Annotated in this window: 25 protein-coding genes; 17 read left to right on the forward strand and 8 right to left on the reverse strand. The window is 37.9% G+C overall.

Features of this window, described 5'->3' with window-relative positions:
• The first annotated feature begins 64 nt into the window (after positions 1-64).
• From M3210_RS04460 to M3210_RS04475, 4 genes are all read left to right on the forward strand, one after another.
• Entirely contained in the window at positions 65-931 is an 867-nt protein-coding gene (locus tag M3210_RS04460; protein ID WP_251511964.1) for a ComEC/Rec2 family competence protein, read from the forward strand.
• Between the two features lie 156 nt (positions 932-1,087).
• Positions 1,088-1,453 (forward strand): GntR family transcriptional regulator, encoded by a 366-nt coding sequence (locus M3210_RS04465; protein ID WP_251511967.1) that lies wholly within the window; start codon positions 1,088-1,090, stop codon positions 1,451-1,453.
• Positions 1,453-2,310: an ABC transporter ATP-binding protein gene (locus M3210_RS04470; RefSeq protein ID WP_251511970.1), complete on the forward strand. Its 858-nt coding sequence runs from the start codon at positions 1,453-1,455 to the stop codon at positions 2,308-2,310. The genes M3210_RS04465 and M3210_RS04470 overlap by 1 nt, the downstream gene beginning before the upstream one ends.
• A gap of 1 nt (position 2,311) precedes the next feature.
• Positions 2,312-3,013, forward strand: a complete 702-nt coding sequence (locus tag M3210_RS04475; RefSeq protein ID WP_251511973.1) for a hypothetical protein — start codon at positions 2,312-2,314, stop codon at positions 3,011-3,013.
• Between the two features lie 55 nt (positions 3,014-3,068).
• Here the strand turns inward: M3210_RS04475 and M3210_RS04480 are convergent, their stop codons facing one another.
• The 7 genes from M3210_RS04480 to M3210_RS04510 form a co-directional block, all read right to left on the reverse strand.
• Positions 3,069-3,848 (reverse strand): ABC transporter permease, encoded by a 780-nt coding sequence (locus tag M3210_RS04480; RefSeq protein WP_251511975.1) that lies wholly within the window; start codon positions 3,846-3,848, stop codon positions 3,069-3,071.
• Positions 3,845-4,753 (reverse strand): ABC transporter ATP-binding protein, encoded by a 909-nt coding sequence (locus M3210_RS04485; protein WP_251511977.1) that lies wholly within the window; start codon positions 4,751-4,753, stop codon positions 3,845-3,847. The genes M3210_RS04480 and M3210_RS04485 overlap by 4 nt, the downstream gene beginning before the upstream one ends.
• Before the next feature lie 3 nt (positions 4,754-4,756).
• Positions 4,757-4,954, reverse strand: a complete 198-nt coding sequence (locus tag M3210_RS04490; protein WP_251511979.1) for a PLD nuclease N-terminal domain-containing protein — start codon at positions 4,952-4,954, stop codon at positions 4,757-4,759.
• 19 nt (positions 4,955-4,973) lie between these two features.
• Positions 4,974-6,074: a DUF1648 domain-containing protein gene (locus tag M3210_RS04495; protein ID WP_251511982.1), complete on the reverse strand. Its 1,101-nt coding sequence runs from the start codon at positions 6,072-6,074 to the stop codon at positions 4,974-4,976.
• The gene (locus tag M3210_RS04500; RefSeq protein WP_251511984.1) at positions 6,067-6,468 is read right to left on the reverse strand and encodes a GntR family transcriptional regulator; all 402 of its coding nucleotides are present in this window, start codon (positions 6,466-6,468) and stop codon (positions 6,067-6,069) included. Before M3210_RS04500 ends, M3210_RS04495 begins: the two co-directional genes overlap by 8 nt.
• 203 nt (positions 6,469-6,671) lie before the next feature.
• Positions 6,672-7,229 carry a GNAT family N-acetyltransferase gene (locus M3210_RS04505; RefSeq protein ID WP_251511986.1) on the reverse strand — a complete coding sequence of 186 codons (558 nt, stop codon included), beginning with the start codon at positions 7,227-7,229 and terminating at the stop codon, positions 6,672-6,674.
• A gap of 375 nt (positions 7,230-7,604) precedes the next feature.
• Complete coding sequence (locus tag M3210_RS04510) at positions 7,605-8,492, reverse strand: TIGR01777 family oxidoreductase (protein ID WP_251511988.1); 888 nt, start codon at positions 8,490-8,492, stop codon at positions 7,605-7,607.
• A gap of 108 nt (positions 8,493-8,600) precedes the next feature.
• Here M3210_RS04510 and recX point away from each other — a divergent pair, with 108 nt between their 5' ends.
• Both recX and M3210_RS04520 read left to right on the forward strand, forming a co-directional pair.
• Entirely contained in the window at positions 8,601-9,410 is an 810-nt protein-coding gene (gene recX / locus M3210_RS04515; protein ID WP_349774314.1) for a recombination regulator RecX, read from the forward strand.
• Between the two features lie 78 nt (positions 9,411-9,488).
• Positions 9,489-9,821, forward strand: a complete 333-nt coding sequence (locus M3210_RS04520; RefSeq protein WP_251511992.1) for a YfhH family protein — start codon at positions 9,489-9,491, stop codon at positions 9,819-9,821.
• Between the two features lie 86 nt (positions 9,822-9,907).
• Here M3210_RS04520 and M3210_RS04525 read toward each other — a convergent pair whose 3' ends face one another.
• Positions 9,908-10,891, reverse strand: a complete 984-nt coding sequence (locus tag M3210_RS04525; protein WP_251511995.1) for a metal-dependent hydrolase — start codon at positions 10,889-10,891, stop codon at positions 9,908-9,910.
• Positions 10,892-11,016: 125 nt separating this feature from the next.
• On the opposite strand from M3210_RS04525, the gene mutY reads away from it, so the two are divergent.
• From mutY to M3210_RS04580, 11 genes are all read left to right on the forward strand, one after another.
• A complete protein-coding gene (mutY, locus tag M3210_RS04530; protein ID WP_285853557.1) occupies positions 11,017-12,087 on the forward strand; it encodes an A/G-specific adenine glycosylase in 1,071 nt (356 codons plus the stop codon).
• A 94-nt stretch (positions 12,088-12,181) separates the two neighbouring features.
• Positions 12,182-12,430, forward strand: a complete 249-nt coding sequence (locus M3210_RS04535; RefSeq protein WP_251511997.1) for a gamma-type small acid-soluble spore protein — start codon at positions 12,182-12,184, stop codon at positions 12,428-12,430.
• Positions 12,431-13,518: 1,088 nt separating this feature from the next.
• Positions 13,519-14,622, forward strand: coding sequence for an AAA family ATPase (locus M3210_RS04540; protein WP_251511999.1), 1,104 nt, complete (start codon positions 13,519-13,521; stop codon positions 14,620-14,622).
• A 115-nt stretch (positions 14,623-14,737) separates the two neighbouring features.
• Positions 14,738-15,922 carry a TadA family conjugal transfer-associated ATPase gene (locus M3210_RS04545; RefSeq protein ID WP_251512033.1) on the forward strand — a complete coding sequence of 395 codons (1,185 nt, stop codon included), beginning with the start codon at positions 14,738-14,740 and terminating at the stop codon, positions 15,920-15,922.
• A gap of 20 nt (positions 15,923-15,942) precedes the next feature.
• Positions 15,943-16,872, forward strand: coding sequence for a type II secretion system F family protein (locus M3210_RS04550; RefSeq protein WP_251512001.1), 930 nt, complete (start codon positions 15,943-15,945; stop codon positions 16,870-16,872).
• 24 nt (positions 16,873-16,896) lie between these two features.
• The gene (locus M3210_RS04555; protein ID WP_251512004.1) at positions 16,897-17,763 is read left to right on the forward strand and encodes a type II secretion system F family protein; all 867 of its coding nucleotides are present in this window, start codon (positions 16,897-16,899) and stop codon (positions 17,761-17,763) included.
• A gap of 27 nt (positions 17,764-17,790) precedes the next feature.
• Entirely contained in the window at positions 17,791-17,973 is a 183-nt protein-coding gene (locus tag M3210_RS04560) for a Flp1 family type IVb pilin (RefSeq protein WP_251512006.1), read from the forward strand.
• A 50-nt stretch (positions 17,974-18,023) separates the two neighbouring features.
• Positions 18,024-18,665, forward strand: a complete 642-nt coding sequence (locus M3210_RS04565; protein WP_251512008.1) for a TadE family protein — start codon at positions 18,024-18,026, stop codon at positions 18,663-18,665.
• A gap of 19 nt (positions 18,666-18,684) precedes the next feature.
• Complete coding sequence (locus M3210_RS04570) at positions 18,685-19,362, forward strand: DUF4352 domain-containing protein (RefSeq protein WP_251512009.1); 678 nt, start codon at positions 18,685-18,687, stop codon at positions 19,360-19,362.
• A gap of 56 nt (positions 19,363-19,418) precedes the next feature.
• A complete protein-coding gene (locus M3210_RS04575; RefSeq protein ID WP_251512010.1) occupies positions 19,419-21,698 on the forward strand; it encodes a Tad domain-containing protein in 2,280 nt (759 codons plus the stop codon).
• Between the two features lie 15 nt (positions 21,699-21,713).
• Entirely contained in the window at positions 21,714-22,316 is a 603-nt protein-coding gene (locus tag M3210_RS04580) for a DUF4352 domain-containing protein (protein WP_251512011.1), read from the forward strand.
• Positions 22,317-22,380: the final 64 nt, after the last annotated feature.

Here is a 22,380-nt window from a genome sequence, read left to right on the forward strand (position 1 = left end):
CATTTTCGGTTGGTAAATGATAATCAATCATGTACATAAATACATCAAACAAAGGGTGTAACGTATGAAGAAGTTAATTCAGCTACTCATAATCATTTTAATCGTCATTCCGCACGTCACCTATACTTCAGCCAGTTCTCCCATGCGTGTCCACTTTATCGACGTTGGCCAGGGGGATAGTATGTTGATTGAAACACCTGAAGATAAGACGATTTTAATTGATGGGGGAGAGCCGAAAGAGGGGAAGCGGCTTGTAAAGTATCTAAAAAAACATGGTATAAAAACAATTGATTTGATGATAGCGACCCACCCGGATTTCGATCATATTGGTGGACTTATTGAAGTAATGAAGCATTTCCCTGTAAGTAAAGTATTGGAAAATGGAGAAATACGTCCAACTAATACGTATGCAAAGTATCGTTTGCAACTCTTTAAAGATGATATTCCAATCAAAATCGCGAAAGAGAACGAGAAAATCTCTGTAGAAGAAGAGGTCGAGCTTCATGTCCTTCATGCAGCTCAGAAGAATGCAGAGAATCCAAATGAATCGGCAATTGTCTTAAAGCTGACATATCATTCAATAGATTTCTTATTAATGAGTGATGTTGGTGCTGAGCAGGAGAAGGTGATTGCTGATAAATATAGTATTGAATCAGAAGTTTTAAAAGTAGCCCATCACGGATCAAGCTCCAGCAGCACGCTAGATTTTTTGAAACAGGCCAACCCTGAAGTTTCGATTATTACCTACAGTGTTGTAAATGATTATGGTCATCCTGTAAAACGCGTCATCAACAATTTATTAAAACTGGAGAGTCAAATTTTTTCTACTGCAGCCTATGGCAATATTATCGTGGAAACGGATGGAAATGATTATATTGTAGTTCCAGATATGCAACCGGTGGAAAGGCTCATTGAGCGATTAAATAAATAGAAATAATAGAAGTCAGCGGACAGCTGGCTTTTTTTACTTTTTCATTTGAATTCTAAAAATATAAACAAAAATATTCAGAAAACTATTGACAAAAATTCGTTTCAGTTATATGGTTAATTACATAAGTAACTAACCAATGAACGCAGGAGGTTGCAGATGAAAATTAAATTAGACGACACCAAACCGATCTTCCTCCAAATCAAAGAAATGCTTGAGGATTCAATTATTAGCAATACATTGAAGGAAGGAGATAGGGTGCCTTCAACAAATGAATTAGCAGCACATTATAAAATCAATCCGGCAACTGCTGCGAAGGGAATAAATGAATTGGTGGCAGAAGAAATTTTATATAAAAGAAGGGGTGTAGGAATGTTCGTTGCAGAGAATGCACGGAATATACTATTGGAGAAACATCAAGCCAATTTTTACGAGGAATATATCCGGCCACTGAAGCAAGCCGCACAGAAGCTGGATATCGATAAAGATGAATTATTGAAAATGTTACAACGGGAGGATAGCTGATGAAAATTGAAGTGAAAGAGTTAACGAAACGATATGGGGAAAAAGAAGCCTTGTCAAATCTTTCATTCACCTTAAATGAACCGAAAATTTATGGCTTATTGGGCAGAAATGGTGCAGGTAAAACAACTTTTATGGAAATATTAGCTGGACAAATTACGGCTACGAAGGGTGAGGTTCTAATCGATGGTGTCCGTCCGTTTGATAATCAACGGTTGATTGAATCCATTTGCCTTATCAAAGAGGGGAATAACTTCAAGAAGGATCTGAAAATCAAACACGTATTAAAAATCTATTCCTATTTTTATCCCACTTGGGATCAGGAACTTGCGGATAAATTAATTGATGAATATGGACTTGATAGGAATGCAAAAATAAAAACACTATCTAAAGGGATGGAATCTGCACTTGGAATCTCGGTCGGTTTGGCTAGTAAAGCACCTATCACTATTTTTGATGAACCGTATATTGGTCTGGATGCACCTTCACGTAAGAAATTCTATGAAATATTGCTTGAGGAGTTTCAGAATGAAAAACGAACAATTATCTTTTCTACGCATTTGATAGATGAAGTCAGTCTGTTGTTTGAGGAAGTGTTGATTATCCGGGAAGGGAAACTCGTTCTTCAGGAGGAGACGGATTCTCTAAGGCAAAGCATTATTTCTGTTTCAGGGCCTGTGGATGCAGTAAAGACGTATATTGAAAATAAAGAAACACTTGAGATAAAACAATTGGCGGGAATGATGAATGCTTATGTTTACGGAGAGAAGGAAGAGGCATTAGAGTATGGATTAGATGTAGAAGGTGTGCCGATACAGGAGTTAATGATCCATTTGACGGAAAGAAAGCGGGGGGCATAAAATGACGAGACAAGTGAAGGGATTGCTATTCTTTTTCTTATCTGACCTAAGACATTCGTTTACAATTTTTTGGTCGATTCTTCTGATTGCTTTAGCTCTTTCATTGGGGATAGCGTATTTACTGTTGGATGTGCAGGATGGTGTGTTCTTTTTTGGATTTCCTTTTGCAACATACATTAATGTCGGGATAGTCGGCTTTCTAATCGTGAAGGATTATATTCCTTTTTCGTTGAAGCTGGGAGCAGTCCGGAAAAATATTTTTGCTGCAGCTGGTGTATTATTTGTTTTGTATGGATTTATCATGGCCATGATTTCTAGTACCCTTCATTTCATCATTAATCTGATTATAGAAGCAGTTGGATTGCATTCATTCATGTTTTTGCATCCAGCACAATTAATTGGAAGTGATACATGGCTGACAAGAATTGCCGTAGATACGGTAATGATGTTTGGTGTTTTTGCTCTATTCTTTCTATTGGCCCTGTTGTTTTACCGTGGTGGCCTAATTATTGGTGGCAGTGTTGTCGGACTGATTGGCGTCACTTTACTATTTGGTATCGCGCAAGGATGGCTGTTTGAATTCTTTCTCAACTTGTACCACACCATTGATTATGTTTTCTTCGCTCAGGTATTTGGTATCAGTATACTGATTTATGGATTGACCTATTTTTTAGTGAGAGGGATAACGACAGTAAAGGCTTAATAAAAAACAGGAAGATGTACTCTTCCTGTTTTTTGTGGATTAAAGATATATGGATTTATCCCGCATGTTCTTTCGTACGGAATATATAAATACTCAGTAATAGTAGAATGAGACATGCAATAACCGTTGTCACAGCCGATCCAATTAAAGAGCTTGATATTTCACCGGTGTGTAGAAACTCAAATGAATGATTGGAAATATTAGAAGGGCTGTAGCTTAACTTTTCTCCAAACAGGCTTGATCCAACGCTTATTAAAATTATGGTTGCTATTGTACTGAATGCGACAAGACCAGATGATTTGAAGATTGTATTATAAAAAATGGATACGGTCAGTACGAGTGTCAGCCAAAGCCCATATAATGCTGTCATTACAAGAAAATCACCGATGGGGATGGTATCATATAAAATGCCGATATAATACCAAGCGAACAGCATTGCTAACACATAAGATGCTATAATGAGGACGAGAAGTGCTGCCCATTTACTAAGGATATATGCTGGGTAGGCTACTGGTTTTACAAGTATCAATTCAGCAATTCCGGATTTTCGTTCTCCTGCAATTGTTCCCATGGAGATAAGAGCAATAATTAAAACACCTAGGCTGCTAAGTTGACTGATGCTCATTTGAATTGCATCAATTCCAGTGAATTCTGGCATTTGGAATACAGCACCTTCAGGTAATCCGCCTACCTTATCGAGAATTTGCGGAAGGTAATAATTCATCACTGGGTCCATGACAGCGATGAGGATGAGTACGAGAGGCACCCAAATCCATTTCCGATCACGGAAGTGTCCAACCATTTCATTTTTGAAAAGAGTTTTCCATTGTCTCATTTCTTCACCGCCTTCATGAACATTTCTTCAAGTGAAGCTCGATTGAGATGAAATTCAACGAGTGGCCAATTTTCCTCTGTGGCTGCTTTGAGAACTTCGTATCTAACTTTACTGATATCTGCTGCCGGAATTTTAATTGTATTGCGATCGAGATAACTGGAAGTTCCACTTGGTAAAGCTCGTAATTTCTCCAAATACTGTTCTGGATTATCTTGAAATTCGAGTTCTATAACCGAAGTTTGATATTTCTTCCGTAACTCGAGAATGGAGCCAGCTTCAATGATTTCCCCTTTATGCAGCAGTAGAAGGTCATCACATACCTCTTCGGCATCATTTAAAATATGAGTTGAGAAGAGGATGGTCATTTCTTCCTTTAACTTTTCAAGTAATGTCAATACTTCTCTTCTTCCAATCGGATCCAATGACGAAACTGGTTCGTCGAGTAAAAGTAATTTTGGGGAATGAATAATTGCTTGGGCAATTCCAAGACGTTGCTTCATTCCACCAGAATATCCACCGATAGGTTTATTCCATGCATCTTTGATTCCTACTTCTTCCACAAGCTTTTCTGCCCGCTCTTCTGCTTCTTTCTTCGATAAATATGCGAGTTCTCCGCTGAATATCAGAAATTCCTTCGCTGTCATCCAACTTGGGAAGACGGGATATTGTGGCAGATAACCAATAAATTTCCGTAAATCTGCGTTAGCCGGCTGACCAGAAAATCGAATCTTGCCCTCCGTTGGCTTTAATAATCCGGCAAGTATTCGTAAAATCGTTGTTTTTCCGGCTCCATTCGGTCCAATTAAAGCGATGCATTTACCTGAAGTAAGGGAAAAATCCACCCCTCGTACAGCAGTATAATCTTTATACGTTTTCTTTAAAGATGTGGCGGAAAGCAGGTTCATGGATTATCTTCTCCTTCCGAAAATAAAGTAGAGAATCGGTCCGATAATATTTATGAACACGATGACTACAAACCAAACCCAGCGGTTACCCCGGACATTTTCTCCTTGCTTTGCCCAATCGAGAATACCGACAATCAGTAAAATCCCTTGTATAAAAAATAATGGTAATATTAATTGCCAATTAATAGCTAAAGATTCCATGTTAGTTCCCTCCAATTGATTAGCTTAATAAAACAGGAATAAGAAATGCGAGACCAAGAATGATGATTAGGATAATCCATCCATGTGGCCGTGCCATATTTATAGTCCAGCCAATTCCGAATCTCTTTTCAAGGAAGACTGCCGGGTCCTCCTTGTTGAAATAAAATACTCCAAGTTTCCAATAGCGATCGTCATCGCGATTAATTTGTGTACCACCAGGTCCGGTAACATGATAGAGTCGGCTTCCACCTTGCCCAAGTTTGAAGCTGAGATAGATGGCATAGATGATGATAGCTATGTTGAAAATTAGTGAGATGGTAACTACCAGTTTTTTATTGACTGGATGGAACATCGCTATCTGGACAAATGTAAGTAATGCAATGATGCCATTCCCGGTGATGATGAGAAATAGGGACCAACGTTTCCGGAAAATCGAATTTCGCTTCAATGACAGTTTCGGATTGGACTGGTCGATTTGTTGTTTTGCAAGTTGTATCATGCTGTTTGAAAATATAAAGACTCCAATCAGAAAAAATTGGAATGCAGGCACCATAAGAATAGAAAGATAGGATTTTTCTGCTGATCTTGTCACTTCACCAGAAAAGCTATATTGCATTGGTATTTGATCCGGCAGCAAATGGTAATTGATTATACTATAAATAATCAGTCCAACCGTAAGGAAGAGAGAAATAAGGAACCATAAGTTGGAGTAGGTCAGTTTCTCTTTTCGGAAAGCGGTACTAATGACGACCTCTTGTGTTTCATCGGCACTCCATGCACTTGCTACTTTAATTTTCTTCATTCTTTTGTGGAAGATAAGGTAAATGATAGCAGTTACGATAAAGTAGAAAAGTATGGTTATAGTCAGCAGAATAGTTGCCTGAGCTTCATCGGCCCCCATACTTAAGAATAAAAAAAGTAGGGTGAGCAAAAGTGCAAGCAGGCTTGTCGATTGCACGTATTTTTTCCTGAGACGCTTTAGTAATGGGCTATGATAAACTTCTTCCGGAATCGTAACTCCGAAACTTTCTGTTCTTCTAGTCCAGTAAGGGATAAATATAGTTGCAAGATAACTGGGAATGAGGATCAGCAGTGCGATCAAGGGAAACCAATTATTCATGTTGTTCACCTTCTTTATTTAAAATCTGTAAGTATATCTCATCGCTTAGTTCTTTAAACTCATCGATGGTGAGGTTATGACAAATGCTTGCTGCAAGCAGAGGTCTTAATTCTTCTTTGAGTGAGTTGATATAATTTTCGTCTGCTGGAAGGAATCCATCTGGGTGAATAATGACCCCGCGCTTTCTATGGATTTGGATGTATCCTTCCTGTTTTAATTGCTGGTAGACTTTGTTTACGGTATGAACATTTATGCCAATATCAGCGGCAAGGGAGCGGACAGATGGCAAATCATCCCCAGGCTGCAATTCTTTTCTGGCGATACCTTCAATAATTTGCTCTTTGAGCTGAATATAAATTGGTTTATCAGCGGCCATATCCATTTTGATAAACATAAACACACCTTCTTTCTATACAGGCAAGATGTTGTATCTGTTCTATTAGTAGTATAACAGACAAATTGTTGAAGTACAATAGGAAATTATGAGGCAATAGCATATTTCTTCAATAGAAAAAAACCAAAGCAATTCCTTATCAAAAGAATCACTTTGGTTTGTTAAGTTTTTATAGTTAATATTTAAAAGCTGATCGCACTAACTTATGAAACAACTTCTCCAGTCATAGGTGCTTCCACATGGGAGAACTGTTTATAAGAAAGGTAGTTTTCTTTCGTAATGACAAACAAATCATAGATTTCTTCTTCTGGATTGACCTTGGAAAAGACTCCAGGATAGGTTTCATTAGCCAATGCGATATAAGGGAGCTTCAACACTGCTTTCAATGAGCGGATGTTGGTCTTCCGTACTTTCATGAATATGCCATCAATCCCTTGGGTGAGGAATAATTCATCAAAGAACATATCTTTAGCCTGGCGGTTGTATCCTTTGCCAAAATAAGGTTTACCAATCCATGTAGCGAGAAATCCGTAATTTTCTTCAATATCAAACAAATTAATCGTTCCTATTGGCTGCTGGAACTCATCAAGAATAGTTCTAGAAATCAATTCACGATTTTGCTCCGCTTCAATCGTCTGCTTCGTTAAAAAATATAATTCATCTAATGTGTTGGCTTTTTGTCTAACATAGGGAAATACTTCGGGATGTGTCATCAACTCATACAGTACAGGCACCTCATGTAATTCACGCAATTTTAGCATAAAAAAACCCTCCTTTTTCCAGGTGGGTATATTTCCTAAGGCGCACTAGTGGTCCCAGTTGGAAACCTACCCACGAATTTTTATTCAAGATCGAAAAAACTAAAGATTGATCAACAAAAATTCGGGGTGGGAATCGAACCCACTAGAACCAGTACATATATGCTGGTGGCGCACCATTTGCCTTCCCTATTTAATTTCAACTAACGTTTGGAGACTTCCTAATCGTCATCTCTTTTCTGCAGTTTGTAATTAATTTCTTAACTCATTTTACACTGGTTTCTCGAAAATGTGAATGGGTTTTTTAAAATATTTTATTAAAATTTTTTTAGGGAAAAACACATCAAATTCATTGCCTTTTATATGTGAAAATTGTTATTATATTAAGTCATTTAAGGCATGGAAAAGCTTCGGATATTGAAAAGAAAATCCATTGTCTTCAGCCTGTTTTGGATAAGCGAATTGGCCCTCGGTGATTAGTGTGGACATTTCCCCCATAGCGAGTTTGATAAAAAGTTTAGGGGCTGGAAACCAGTATGGGCGGTTATAACTTTTCGCCATAAGCCGATAAAAATCTTTATTGCGTTTCGGCTCAGTCGCTGTAACATTGACAGGACCTTGCATTCTTTCATTAAAAATGCAGAATTCCAGTAAATTTACGGCATCATCTATATGAATCCACGATATCCATTGCTCTCCATCACCGATACTTCCTCCGACAAACAGTTTAACAGGTAAAGCCATGAGAGGAAAAGATCCTTCTTTTCTGCCAAGTATAATTCCAAATCGCGCATAAATCGTGCGGATTCCCATTTTTTCAATTGTCTTTGCGGTATCTTCCCAATCTACAACGACAGAGCTTAAAAAATCCTTTCCTGGTTTTTCGGTATTCTCCGTAAAAATTATCTCAGTAGATGTTCCATAATATCCGACAGCAGAACCATTAATGAAAACTTTTGGCTTCTCATTCAGTTTACTTACTAATTCAATGAGGTTTTTTGTTGCCTCTATTCTGCTCTGACGGATTTTCTTTTTCTTTTCCTCTGTCCAATAGCCGAATAAAGATTCTCCAGCAAGGTTGATGACCCCATAAATTGCTGGAAAATCTTGGACATCGTCTTGATAAGATAGATAGGTGACATGTTTTGTGTTTTTATGTGATTGGGGTGATCGAGTAACGACAAAGACATGATGTCCTTTTGTTATTAATTTTGCAGTCAAGTGTTTACCGATAAATCCGGTACCACCGGTTATTAGAAAATTCATGGTATCCCTCCGGAAGTCTTTATGATTCGTCTTTGATTTCATTTTATTATATAGGATAAGTATTAGTTGTATACAGGCATTCATGATAATATGGTAGGGAAGGGGTGAATGGTTTTGAAAAAAATTACCCGGATTACCGTTCAACAGAAAAATAAGAATCGGTATAATATTTTCCTTGCTGATGAGTATGCATTTAGTGTCGATGAAGCAATTCTTATTGAATTTGGTCTCCGCAAAGGTCTTGAATTAGATGAAGCGGCAATCAATAAAATTGTCCAAAAAGAGAAGCTGTACCAATTCTATACCCAATCGATCAACTATTTAAGCTATCGAATGCGGACGAAAAAGGAAGTTTATGATTACTTAAAGAAAAAAGAAGTAGAACCTGAATACATAGATGAAATCATTGACCGGTTAACAAAGGAAAAACTGCTTGATGACCGGGAATTTGCAGAAGCTTTTGTTCGGACAAGAATCAACACATCGACGAAAGGACCGAAAGTAATAGCTCAAGAGTTGAGGGAAAAAGGAGTAAGTGCAAAGATAGTTGCAGACGTTTTGGAACTGTATACTACAGAGAAACAATTTGATAAAGTGTATAAGATTATGGAAAAAAAGCTGCGCCAATCGTCCAAGCATGCGTTCCGCAAACGGTTGGAGCAGATACAAGTGAATCTAATGCAAAAAGGATTCTCCCGGGAGATCATTCAAGAAGTTGCTGTTAATTTTTCAGACCAAAAGGATGCAGATGCTGAATGGGAAGCGTTAGTCTTTCAAGGAGAGAAGCTTTTGCGAAAATATCAGAACAAGTTTTCGGGCTTCGAATTAAGGAATAAATTGACAGAGGGACTTTATCGGAAGGGTTTTTCCTTTGATTTAATACAGCGTTTCATTCAAGAAAGCTTAGAGCAGGAATGAATTTTTGTTGGGGCGGGTCTCGTGTATTCCATTCCCGGTTAAAAATTGATAAGCTAGAGGAAGAATGGGGGATGAAAAATGACATATCGTTATAGCGATTATTCAGTGGAACAATTATATAAAGAAATAAGCGAGCTGAAGGAGAAAGCTCAGAGGGCAGAGCAGCTTGGTAATATTTCCGAGGTGCAGATCAATGAAAGAAAAATGCAGGTGGCAATTTCATATACAATGAATCCAGACGATTTCAAAGCTGGTGAAATTTATCAATTCAAAATGGAGCCTGGCTTCCGTTTCAAAATTGATTATATTAATGGCGTGTTTGCATGGGGATATCGAATCAATTTATTGGACGAGCAGTATGAAGAAATTGAAGCACTGCCGATTGCATTATTAGGTAAAAAAGTAAATTAAATCCGAAAGCTGAAGTGCCTTTACAGGCTAAGGCGATGAAGTTGGAAACAAAAAAGAACAGCAGGGGATGCCTGCTGTTCTTGTCTTTATACAAAATCACTCGCATATAGTTTTCGTTGTAATTTATGTTCCGAGAATATCCAACCTGTATAGGAACTGATAATTTCGAGTTCGGGACTAATTTTTACTACAGCCACAAATGGATAGTAGTCATTTGAACGATATCTCAGATCGATAAGCCGAACTTCCGTATAATTGTCGAATTCATTGATCTCCCAGCGGTATACCGGTGAAAAATTCAAGAAGGCCGCTATATTGTCATCGGTCTTAGCGACGTCAATAATTGGCAGATCCGGTAAAGGGATTTTCTTAAACTCATCGACAATTTCAATATGGCGATTTTCCACTTTTCCTACATAGAAACGTTCTTTTGTAGTGATTGCCACACGCCAATAATTTTGTTTTAAAGTTGGTGAAGTGGCAATTTCTAACGTATCAGGGAAATGTTCCTTGATCTTGTTTACAATTTCCCGTTTGTCCAAATATCGTTTAATATAGTATAGGATAATCACTGAGTAGATCGTAATCCAAGTATAGGCCGGATTTGCACCAAGTGTCCATGCAATAATCCCAACTACATTCAAAGAAAAAATATAAGGATCGAAAGTGTTGATGAAGCCCTTTGCTATCCATTTACTGGAGAAGGGTCTTAGTGCTTGTGTGCCATAAGCGTTAAACAAATCCACTGTCACATGAATAATGACAGCAAGAAATGTCCAAAGCCATAGATGGAGGAAACTCACTTCTGGGGCGAATAAATAGATCACTCCAGACACAAGGAGCCCCCACATGATGATGGCAGGGATCGAATGGCTTGCACCACGGTGATGCCTGATATACGTTGCATTATCTTTCATTTTAAATACGGTATCGAAGTCTGGTGCATGCGACCCAACTATCGTTCCAATTAAAACGGCATTAAACAATGCCGGATCACTTTGCACAACAGGATCTAATGTGGCAAGTCCTGCGAGTGAAACTCCCATAACGATATGCGTTGCGGTATCCATCGTATTGGACACTTCCTATCTTATATGATTATCACGGTCCAGCCTCCGTAAGACAGAGAGCGTAGAAAAAACCATGATGGAAAAAGCGTTCATATATATTTATTGTACCAAAAGAAGGTGAAGTTTTGATAAAAGACATATTACAGAATTTTAACATAGAAGCATTTCAGAAGGAAATTCTTAACTGGTATCAAGAAAATAAGCGGGCCCTCCCATGGCGTGAAACAAGTGACCCTTACTATATATGGATATCCGAAATCATGCTTCAACAAACCAAAGTTGATACAGTTATTCCTTATTTTAATCGGTTTATCGATAAATATCCAGACCTTTACTCATTGGCAAATGCTCCAGAAGAGGAAGTATTAAAAGTATGGGAAGGATTAGGCTTTTATTCGAGGGCGAGGAATTTGCACACGGCAGTCCGTGAAGTCGTGGAAAACTACGATGGAAAAGTTCCTGATACAAAGGATGAATTAGGAAAATTAAAAGGTGTTGGACCGTATACTCAAGGTGCGATTCTTTCGATTGCCTTCAATCAGCCTGAGCCTGCTGTAGATGGAAATGTTATGCGGGTGTTCTCTCGATTGTTATTAATTAATGATGATATAGCACGTGCTAGAACAAAGAAATATTTTGAGCAGATTGTTGCCGAAGTCATATCGAAAGAAGATCCATCATCCTTCAATCAAGCGATTATGGATCTTGGTGCGACAATTTGTACACCGAAATCTCCTGCTTGTTTAATTTGCCCGGTCCAGGAACACTGTAGAGCCTTTGAAGTAGGTGCGCAAGCTGAATTACCGGTGAAAACAAAAGCAAAGAAACAGAAGTCAATTCATTATGCGGCATTGATCATCAGAAATCAGGAAGGCAAGTATTTGATTGAGAAAAGACCGGAAGAAGGCTTGCTTGCCAATATGTATCAATTCCCGATGGTCCCATTAGAAGAGGTAAAGCTTGAAGACATACCTGCATGGTTTTATAAGAAATATGGTGTGCAACTACAAATGGGTGTGCAAAGTGGTGATTTGAAGCATGTATTCAGTCATTTGATCTGGAACATCGATATTCATTCGGCTGAGGTGAATGATACGGAAGTAAAGGATTCAAGTTTACGTATCGTCGACTTGGAGGAGATGAAAAATTTACCTTTTCCAGTGTCGCATCTTCGAATAAGAAAAGGTTTAGAGTAGGCAAGCTTTTACCAAGTTTTATTAAAAATACTTAAAATATCCTCCGTATAGCTTCTTCGTAAATGGTTAAATTATAGTTACGGAGGTGATATCAATGGCGAAAAAATCACAAGCAGGTACTAACGTGCAAAAAGTGAGACAACAAAACCAAATGTCTAAGCAAGGTCAATACGAGACTGAGTTTGCTTCTGAAACGGATGCGCAAGAGGTAAGACGTCAGAACCAAAAGTCTAAACAAGGCCAAGGACAAAGTCAAGGTCAATATGGGACTGAGTTTGCTTCTGAAACGGATGCGCAAGAAGTAAGACGTCAGAACCAAAAGTCTCAACAAAATAAAAAGTAACAACATACAAAAGAGCTTCCTGACTAGTGGGAAGCTCTTTTTACTTTATTTACTAGCAAGGTGACTATCTAGTGGTGAAATTTCTCTATAGTATTACATTTCGAAAAAGACTATTTCAAAGATTTTACTCGACTTTTAATACTCGAAAGTTCTGGGTAGTAGAAAATGCTCGATTAAAACAGTATGCAAAATATATCTGCATATTGCAGAACAGGTGGGACAAGAGTGAAAGGATGCTGCTTTATGATAACCCGAAATTAAATGTAAACATATAGAAGCAATGGGAAACCTTTGCACAGTGTTTCTTTGGTAACAAATATACAGCTATATGATGAATATCATAATGTGGCAACCTGGAATAATTGTATATCAACGGATATGCAAATCATCCTTTTCTTCGACATTTTTAGCAAATTCCATGAAGAAGCAGGCGCTAACGTGGCGGGGTCATAAGACTTATTTTTTATTATGGGGTGAGGAGAATTTTCTGTTGGTTGCAACAGAATTATTTTTAGGTAATTTTTACCAATGAATTCTAATAGTTTGCACTTCGAATGTAATGAAATTTACTGGCATGTTGGCTTGTAATTCACAAATAGGTACTATTCGAGAGCTAGAGACGATTTATGGTATAGGAATAAAGACAATTAGAGTTTACGATTCGAATGAACTAGAAAGCGTGAGCCTGTCGAAGCAGGTCGGATTATATAGAGAAAATAAGTTTTATAGTCTAATAGTGAAAACACAGGGTATCATTCACTATATCTATGTTCCTATGATATTGCTATGCTCTGTTTTTCTCTCTAATCGATATTGGATTTTTATTTTTTGTTATGCTACATTGTCATAAAATAGTTGATTTTATTAGAAGGAGCGTTTCACTTTTGTTACAAAAATTTAACATTGACCGGATTTTTATGTTATGAAAAGCGAACAATCCTTTTATATCCGGCAAACACAATATATTAATTTTATTTAAAGGCAGCATTTGCTTTTGACACAATATTGACATAATTTTGAGACTATGAATATACTCTAGTTGATTATTTACTGTAAAGCAAATGAAGTTACTTAAGGAGGTTATCCAGATGAATAAAGTTAAAGTCGTCTTATATACGCAGGATACTGTCTATGCGGAATATTTTTCCAACTTTATGAGAAATCCTTCGAACAGTTCGAAGTTCTCGACAAAGATTTTCACGGATGAAGCTGCTTTCAAAAATAATATCCGTAACCAAAAACAGCATATCTTGTTGACGGATGCGAATCTGGAAGAATCAGACAAAAGCAATTTTGATAAAGTGATTATCATTACGGAAGATAAATCAAATGCAGCTGAGCATGATCTGTATGTATTTAAATATCAACCGCTCAATGAATTATTATCACAAGTACTATCCATTTATTATGAAAGTAACGGCAGGATTGAGAAATCATTTTATCAGGAAAACAAGGAGACGGTCGTCAGTTTTTACAGTGGAAGTGCTGGTACGGGTAAAACGATACTCTCCCTATCCCTTGCAAAAAATTTGACGATGCAGAATAAGCGTGTGTTTTATATAAGTCTGGAACAATTACATACTACATATCTATTTTTCAAAGAGCCGAAAGTGTCTTCTGCGGAAGTGTTCTACTACTTAAAAAATAATACAGATCGTTTGATTTCAAAAATAGAAGCATTGAAATCACATGATGCCTTAACTAATATTGATTACTTCACTTTTCCAGTTCTGCCTGAAGAAATGGAAATGCTGACGGCGTCTGATGTAAAAACATTGGTAAGTGCTCTAAAAGCAATGCAGGAATATGATTATATCATTATAGATTTAGATGCTTCATTGCATGAACGCAATACTGCTGCAATGGAGATTAGTGATGAAGTTTTCTGGATTTTAAGTTCGAGTGAGACGAGTATGGCAAGAACGAAGTATATATTGGATAACGATCTTATTGGTAACGACATCGATAAGACAAAACTGCATTATATCCTAAACAAAGTTCCTTCAAACTTATTCAGTAATTTTGATAGTTATAATTTCAGTATTGAAGCAAGTATTCCTTTCTTTTCATCCTGGATGGAGATGGATGAGCAGCAGAAGGTCCTCGGAGACACCGAGATTGGGGAGAAGCTTGCCCAATTATTTATAACAAATCAAGAATTGTTTAGGCAGGTGGACTTTGTTGAAAACTGATGATCTGAAAATTAAAAAAAATCCAGCCTCGGAAGATGATAAACAACATCTTGCACTCGATGAGGATGAGATAACGAAAAAGCTGATTGAGGAACTGAGGGAAACACTCGATTTTATGCACTCAGTTACGAATGAAGAGTTATTGGGGCTTGTAGAAGAAACTGTAATTGCTTATGCAAGGGAACACGCTATCAACTCTTCGATGATAAAGCGGATTGTTGACCGGATGTACAATGCATTTAGAGGATTGGGCGCATTGCAGCCGCTATTGGATGATCCTTCCATTACAGAGATTATGGTAAATAATCATGAAGAAATTTTTATTGAGCGAGATGGTCAAGTAACAAGGACGGATGTTGCTTTTGAGAATAGACAAAAGTTGGAGGATACAATCCAAACGATTGTGTCGAAAGTGAATCGCGTAGTAAATGAATCAAGTCCAATAGCAGATGCCAGATTAGAAGACGGATCCCGGGTCAATGTTGTATTGCCGCCGATCGCTTTAAGAGGGCCAGCAATGACCATCCGGAAATTTCCTCAGAATCCTTTAACTATGAAGGATTTGATAAAGTTTGGAGCTTTGGATGAAGAAGTTGCCGATTTTCTGCAGCACCTTGTCGAAGCGAAATACAATATATTCATAGGCGGAGGAACTGGTTCCGGGAAAACAACTTTCTTAAATGTCTTGTCTAATTTTATTCCGCCGGACGAGAGGCTCATCTCAATAGAGGATTCAGCTGAGCTCCAAATTAGGAATATTCCTAACCTTATTAGTCTTGAGACGAGGAACCCGAACACAGAGGGCAAGGGCGAAGTGTCGATAAAAGATCTAATAAAAGCTTCCTTGCGTATGAGACCAAACCGGATTATTGTAGGTGAAGTCCGCGGAGAGGAAGCGCTGGATATGCTGCAGGCAATGAATACAGGACATGACGGCTCCTTGTCGACAGGACATGCGAACTCGATTGTTGATATGCTAAGCAGATTGGAAACAATGGTGTTAAGTGCTGCGGAACTGCCACTGGAGGCAATCCGCCAACAAATCAGCTCAGCAATTGATATTATGGTTCACCTTTCCAGATTCCGGGACCATTCAAGAAGAGTTGTCGAAATATCGGAAGTAAGAGGAATGGAAAACGGAAAAATTATAACGGCGCCGTTATATAAGTTTGAAGAAGAAGGCGAAGATTATCGTGGAAGAATCATCGGTAAATTACAGAAAACAGAAAATGGATTAGTGTCCACAAACAAATTGAAATTAGCTGGGAAATATGATGTTTTGGAACAGTTTTCTGACTAATTAATTGGGGATTGATGGATATGGATTTAGAACAAATTATTGGATCGATTTTAATTATTTTCCTCCTTGGAACCCTTGTTTTTCGCCGTTTATTCCAATCCCGTAGAAGAAAACAGGTAGAAAAAGAACAGAGTAAACTGGAAAGCATGAAAAGAGAAAGAAGTATTCAAGCGATCCGGATGCGAACTCTTGGTGGTAATACGTTAATTGATTATGCTACATATGAATTAAGCTTTGGGGAGAAAGTGAAATATACGCTGATGGCTGGAGCGGTGCTGTTCGGGATTGCTTATTTATTTTACGATAACTTCATCGTTTCAAGTATTGTAGGACTCCTTGGTGTATTCTATCCGCGGATGAAAAAGAAAAGCTTGAATGAAAAGCGCAAGAATGAACTGCTCTTGCAATTTAAAGAAGCAATTTCAGCATTATCTTCATCACTTGCAGCTGGACAATCTATAGAAAATGCATTTCGGGATGCGTTAAAAGATTTAAAATTGCTCTATCCAAATGATGACATTCACATTATTAAAGAATTTAACTTGATTAATAGAAGAATAGAAAATGGTGAAACGGTTGAACGGGCAATTGACGATTTTGCCAAACGTTCAGATATTGAAGATATCATTAACTTTTCCAATGTATTTATTACGTGTAAGCGTACAGGCGGAGACTTAGTAAGGGTAATTAAACAGACATCAGATATTCTCTCAGATAAAATCGAGATTCAGCAAGAAATTAGAATACTAGTCTCACAAAAGAAATTCGAGTCAAAAATAATGGCGATTGCACCAATCGGGATTATCTTGATGCTTCGGGTTTCTTCACCTGAGTTTGTTGCACCATTATTTGATCTTGGCACCCCTGGTCCAGTAGTAATGACTGTTGCGCTGATTTTCATCGTTTTAAGTCTATTTATCAGTCAAAAAATTATGGATATCAAGATTTGATGAACAGAGGGGAGGCTAAAGGACATGATCATCAGAATACTCATAGCAGTTATCCTGCTCGTTGTACTTACAACTAGCTTAAAACAGAAGAAAATTTATCAGCAATTCATTGAATTGTACAAAGAGGATATTACCCTGCCTGTCCTTGCGCCATTTGCTTTTACAGTAATTGATAAACTGGATGTAAACAGACGTCTTCCAAGACTTGTTAATTTTATTCATCAGAAAATGATTATTTTAAAGGGAAGTAAGCTGTCGGGTGACCACACAAGAGTCTATCTGGCCAAAATGATCATTACACTGATTTTGCTGGTTCTATTAACGTTAGTTGCTGTTGAAGCTAGTGGCGGCGACTATGAAATGCTCGTTTGGGGTTCCTTGTTAACAGGTATTGTCAGTGTTTTTCTCGTAAAAGATTTAGATAAAAAAGTGAAACAAAGAAAGGATTCAATTTTGATTGACCTCCCTGAATTTGTCAATAAAATTATACTCTTAGTCAATGCGGGTGAAACCGTTCAGGGAGCTTTTGAGAAATGTGTCAATCAAAATAAACATAGAATTTTTGAATCACCGCTCTATTTTGAACTGAGTGAAGCAGTGAATAAAATGTCTGCGAACACTTCTTTTCAGGACGCATTAAAAGATTTAAGTTACAGGAGTGGGATACAGGAAGTATCTGTATTCACAACGACTGTAATGATGAACTACAGGAAAGGAGGAGCGCAGCTTACAGAATCCCTTAAAGAACTTTCTGTAACATTGTGGGAGAAGAGAAAAACGATTACTCGCATTAAGGGAGAAGAGGCTTCTTCTAAACTGGTATTCCCGATTATTTTTATTTTTGGAGCAGTACTACTAATTGTAATCTACCCGGCTATCGCGGTATTTTAAAAAATTAAAATTAAGGAGAGGATTAACATGCAACAATTAACGACATTTATTAAGAATTTTTGGAATGACGAAGAGGGGATTGAGACGGTAGAAATTCTACTAATCTTATCTGTGCTCATTGTAGTTGCCCTTATGTTCCGAGACGAACTGATCGGATGGGTAGAGGGTATTTTTAGAACGATAGAGACAGAATTACCGATGTCAGAATAAGAGTATTAAAAAGTGAATCGAAAAATCAATGAAATTTGGGGTGACTAGAAATGAAACCCTTCTTGAAAGGAGAACGGGGGAGCTTTACTGTTGAAGCGACCCTCGTCTTTCCGGCTTTTCTCATGTTTGTTCTTGCTGGAGTATTTCTTTGTATTGTTATTTTCCAGATGGGAACAGCACATTATACTGCACAAAAAGCGGCATCACAGGTTGCATATACTTGGAACAATTCAAATAAGGATCTGAAAACTGGTGAGTTTGAAAAGCATCTGTACCCGGGATTAGGTGATTCTGCAGGTGATGGACTTTATTGGCGTATATTTGATAACGGAATACTTGGCATGTTTGGTTTGGATGGGGTATTCAGTCCATCAGATGATGGCACATTTTACAGAAAACTGTTGAAAGCGGAATTAGAGTATAATAACGCCCTTACAGTAGATGTAGATTACAATAATTATATTATTTACAGTGAAGTGACAGCAACTGCTAAAACTGAATTGTTCATGCCACAATTTTTAAAAGAAATGTTGGGTGGCAGTGATTCATTAACGGCTGAATCAACACACGTTGTAACCGAGACCCCTGAATTAATTCGTACGTATAACTTTGCTAACTATTTATGGAGGGTAACAGGGTTAGCTGATGCAACGCAAAACATTTTAGACTCTGTCAGTGACTTTTTCAACTGACAGGCTTATGGAGGTTAACATGAAGAAATATATCAAACTATCATTCATTCTTATCATTACTATATTATTTATTGCTGCATGCAATGGAGATGATAAGGTAGATGAGGGAGTAAACGAGGAAGAAAATAGTAATCAGGAAACAAATGAAACTGAAGAAAATGAAACAACTGAAGAAGATGTGATCAATGAAGAAGACAGCTCGGAGGAAGTAACTGATAATGACGAGTCCGAAGAAGACGGTGATATTTCTTTTGGAAATCATCAGGAGGGTCTACGGATCGGTGATACGGGTACGGTTGTAGATAACGATAAGAATAGATATGATGTAACACTTAACTCTGTTACATTTAAAGACAGCGTCGCAGGTTTGGAACCTAATGGAGAAACCTTCGTCGTTGCTAACATTACCGTTAAAAATACTGGTGATGCCAGTTTTGATGCTGCCAATATGTATAATCCGGGATTCGGTCCTGAGGGAGGACTTCAGACAACGATGAATGACATATTTAGGGATGCCGGTGTGGAGCTCGATGAAGAATTATTAGAGGGAGAAATTGCCCCAGGTGAATCAGTAACTGGCGACCATATTTTTGAAATTGGCGAAGTGAGCGATCAGTACAGATTTATTATTGGTGGAAGTGGACAACAAATTTTAACATATGCGAACTGGGACGTTTTGGAAAGTGATATAGAGTAACCTGCTAATTAACTCCTATCAGCAGAAAATCAAGACCTCTTCTAGGAGGAGAACGAATGAAAAAGTTTTTTAAACGTCTTCTATATGGAGAAAAAGGTGCGGTTTCTGTATTTGCCATACTTATCATCGTGCCGATTTTCCTGCTTAACGCCTTATTTATTGATACGATACGCATTGTCACTGCGGAGCGACAGATGGAAAATGCAATCGATACCGCACTTCGTTCAACGATGGCAGAGTTCAACGAAAAATTGGCTGCGAAAGGCTTGTTTGGATATAGCGGAAGTCAAGCCGAAGCCCAAGCAGACTTCCAGCATTATCTAGATGCGCAATTTTACGACGCAGGAGAACTAAGCGGTGTATTTACGATGGTACAGCCGAATATACAAAGCGGCTCAGCTACAGCTTCATTTGATACAGATCGTAACCTGGTTGATTTAGAAGTTTTTGAGCATCAGATCTTAGAAAGTATGAAGTATCAGGCACCAGCCCAAATCGGGCAGGAAATCTTCGACTTTGTCAGAAACTCCGGCTTTGATAGTGTAACGGAAGATGGAGTTGAAAGTGTTGAAGAATTAATTGAATCGTATAAAGAACTGTTTGAATTAGCTAAAAAGCGCAATGAGAAAATTGATGCGGCACGAGCCGATATTGAGAAGTACATTAATATGCTAAGTGAAGATGGCGGATTATTCACTATTCTAGGTCCACCTAATCCATCTTTACCTGAAGCAATACCGGACAGACTACTAAATATGGAAGAGTTAATCTATTATAATGAACGTTATCATGAGCTGCTGGAGCAAGAAGAGGCAGCGGATGAGGTTAATGATAGCGATGAGGAGAGCGAAGAAGAAGAGGAAGAAAGTGAAGAAGAAAGAGAAGCAAGACAGCAGGAAATTGAAAACTATGAGAATGCCCTTAGTGAGGGAAGGGACAATCACTTAGGAGCATTTAACCAGTTCCACTCAACTTTAAAATCAGATATCTATACTTTGCTATTTGGAATGGGATCTTTTGAAGGGTCACCAGATAATTATGGTCCAAACTCTGCAATGGACTATAATGACCAAATGGCAAGAATTATGGACAATATAAACTTTGATAATATTGAGGTCGATGAAGAGTCTCGCAGTGAAATTGAAAAGCTGGAGAAGATGATTCTTGAAGAAGACTTCTTCCTGGACATCTATAATCATATTGAAATATTGGCCGAGCAATTCAATCCAGATAAGCGTATGAGTTTAGAGGAAGCACTTGCAGGCGGTTACGCTTCAAAGACAGTTGTCCAACTTGTAGATGGTTTTTATAAAACGATTAAGGATCATGTGAATGCCGCTACTAATATAAAAAATGAGCTAAGACAGCGATATATAATTTATCGGGATAATGATGCACAAATACTCCAGGATCATTTAAATGCCTATGAGGATTCCAAAGAATTACTGGAAGAACAAGATGGTCTGGAGGAGAAAGAAGAAGAAGCAGATGATGCTTTCTCTGACCTGTGGGATTTACTGAGCGGTCTTGAAAACTTGGCTGGAGATCAAGACGTATACGATGAATTAGCAGGATATATTGCCGATTATGATGCTGTCAATGGTGATTTGGATGATGAAGATCCGGGAAGACTGGAATTTATAAGAAATGCATTTGAAAGATTTGGACACTTTATTGAATTTATGACCGGGTTTCCTGATTCGTTTCGAAATCAGCTCTATGTAAATGAATATATTATGGCAAACTATGGTACAAGTGCCCCATATAATTTAGAACCGGAATTAGGTGCATTTTTATATGAAACGAAGCAGGCACAATTTATTACTTACGGTTATACTACAGCTGGTGCCAATTACTTGGCATTTATTAGAGATATTGCAATGTTGTTGTTTGTTGTAAAGTTGATCGACCTCATCATTTTTGAAGGAGGCTATGCTGGCCCTTTAGGGGTTTTAAGAGCAATTGTTCTGGCTTTTAGCGAAACGGTTACTGGTCTTATTGATTTGACAACAGGAAATAACGTATACAGGTGGAAACCATTAAAAATATCTCCACGATTCAATATGACGATGCCCACATTTATGCGTTTCTTTATGATTGTAAGATCGTTAGGTGGAGAAGGCTACAATAATGACAAAATGCGGCGGTTACAGGCAGCTATTACAGAAGATACAGGTGTCCGGCTTGATGAAAATCCTTCCTATATTAAGGCGACAGTCACTGCTGAGGTGGATTTATTATTCATCCCAGCATTAACGCATCTTATACCGAATGAAAGTGGTCAATTGTCAGGGAATACGTACAGCATAGAGAAAACAAAAGTTTATTCATACTAGGAGGAATGTTGACAGATGAAAAAAATACTAATGATCTTATTAGCAAGTACCCTGTTTATTGCAGCTTGCAGTGGGGATGATTCGGATTCGGAAAACAGTAACGCTGATAATAACAACAATGAACAAACAGAAGAAAACAACGAAAATAATAATGAAAACGAAACAGCAGATGAACAGAAAGATGTCTATCAGATCGGTGAAACTGCAGTAGCAGAGAGCAGTTCGTATGGTTTTCCATATGAAGTTACAGTAAATGATTTTCAAGTTACTGCAGATGAGGTAAATGGCTATACGATTGCTGAATTCTTTTCCGAAACATCTGACCCAGGTGAGGATACAAGATTTTCAGTTGTAAATATCACGGTGGCAAACACAGGTGATGATGCATTTTCTGTAAATGATACAATGACTCCTTCATTAATTGGTGACTTCACAAATGAACGTCCGGAAAGGGATGCAATGCCAGAATTTAATGAAGAGATTCAACCTGGTGAAGAAATGACAGCTGATCTTATTTTCATTACAAGTAGAATTTTAGATGAAGACGGAATGGTCGAACTATATTTCAACACCCACGATTCTGACCTTGAATTCAGATTTGAATTACCTATACCTTAAGAGAACCATTGTTCTAAGAGTATGCTGTCTATATGAGGCAGCATATTCCTCTGATTAACGTCTA

This window comes from Oceanobacillus luteolus, assembly GCF_023715655.1.
GTDB lineage: Bacteria > Bacillota > Bacilli > Bacillales > Amphibacillaceae > Oceanobacillus > Oceanobacillus luteolus.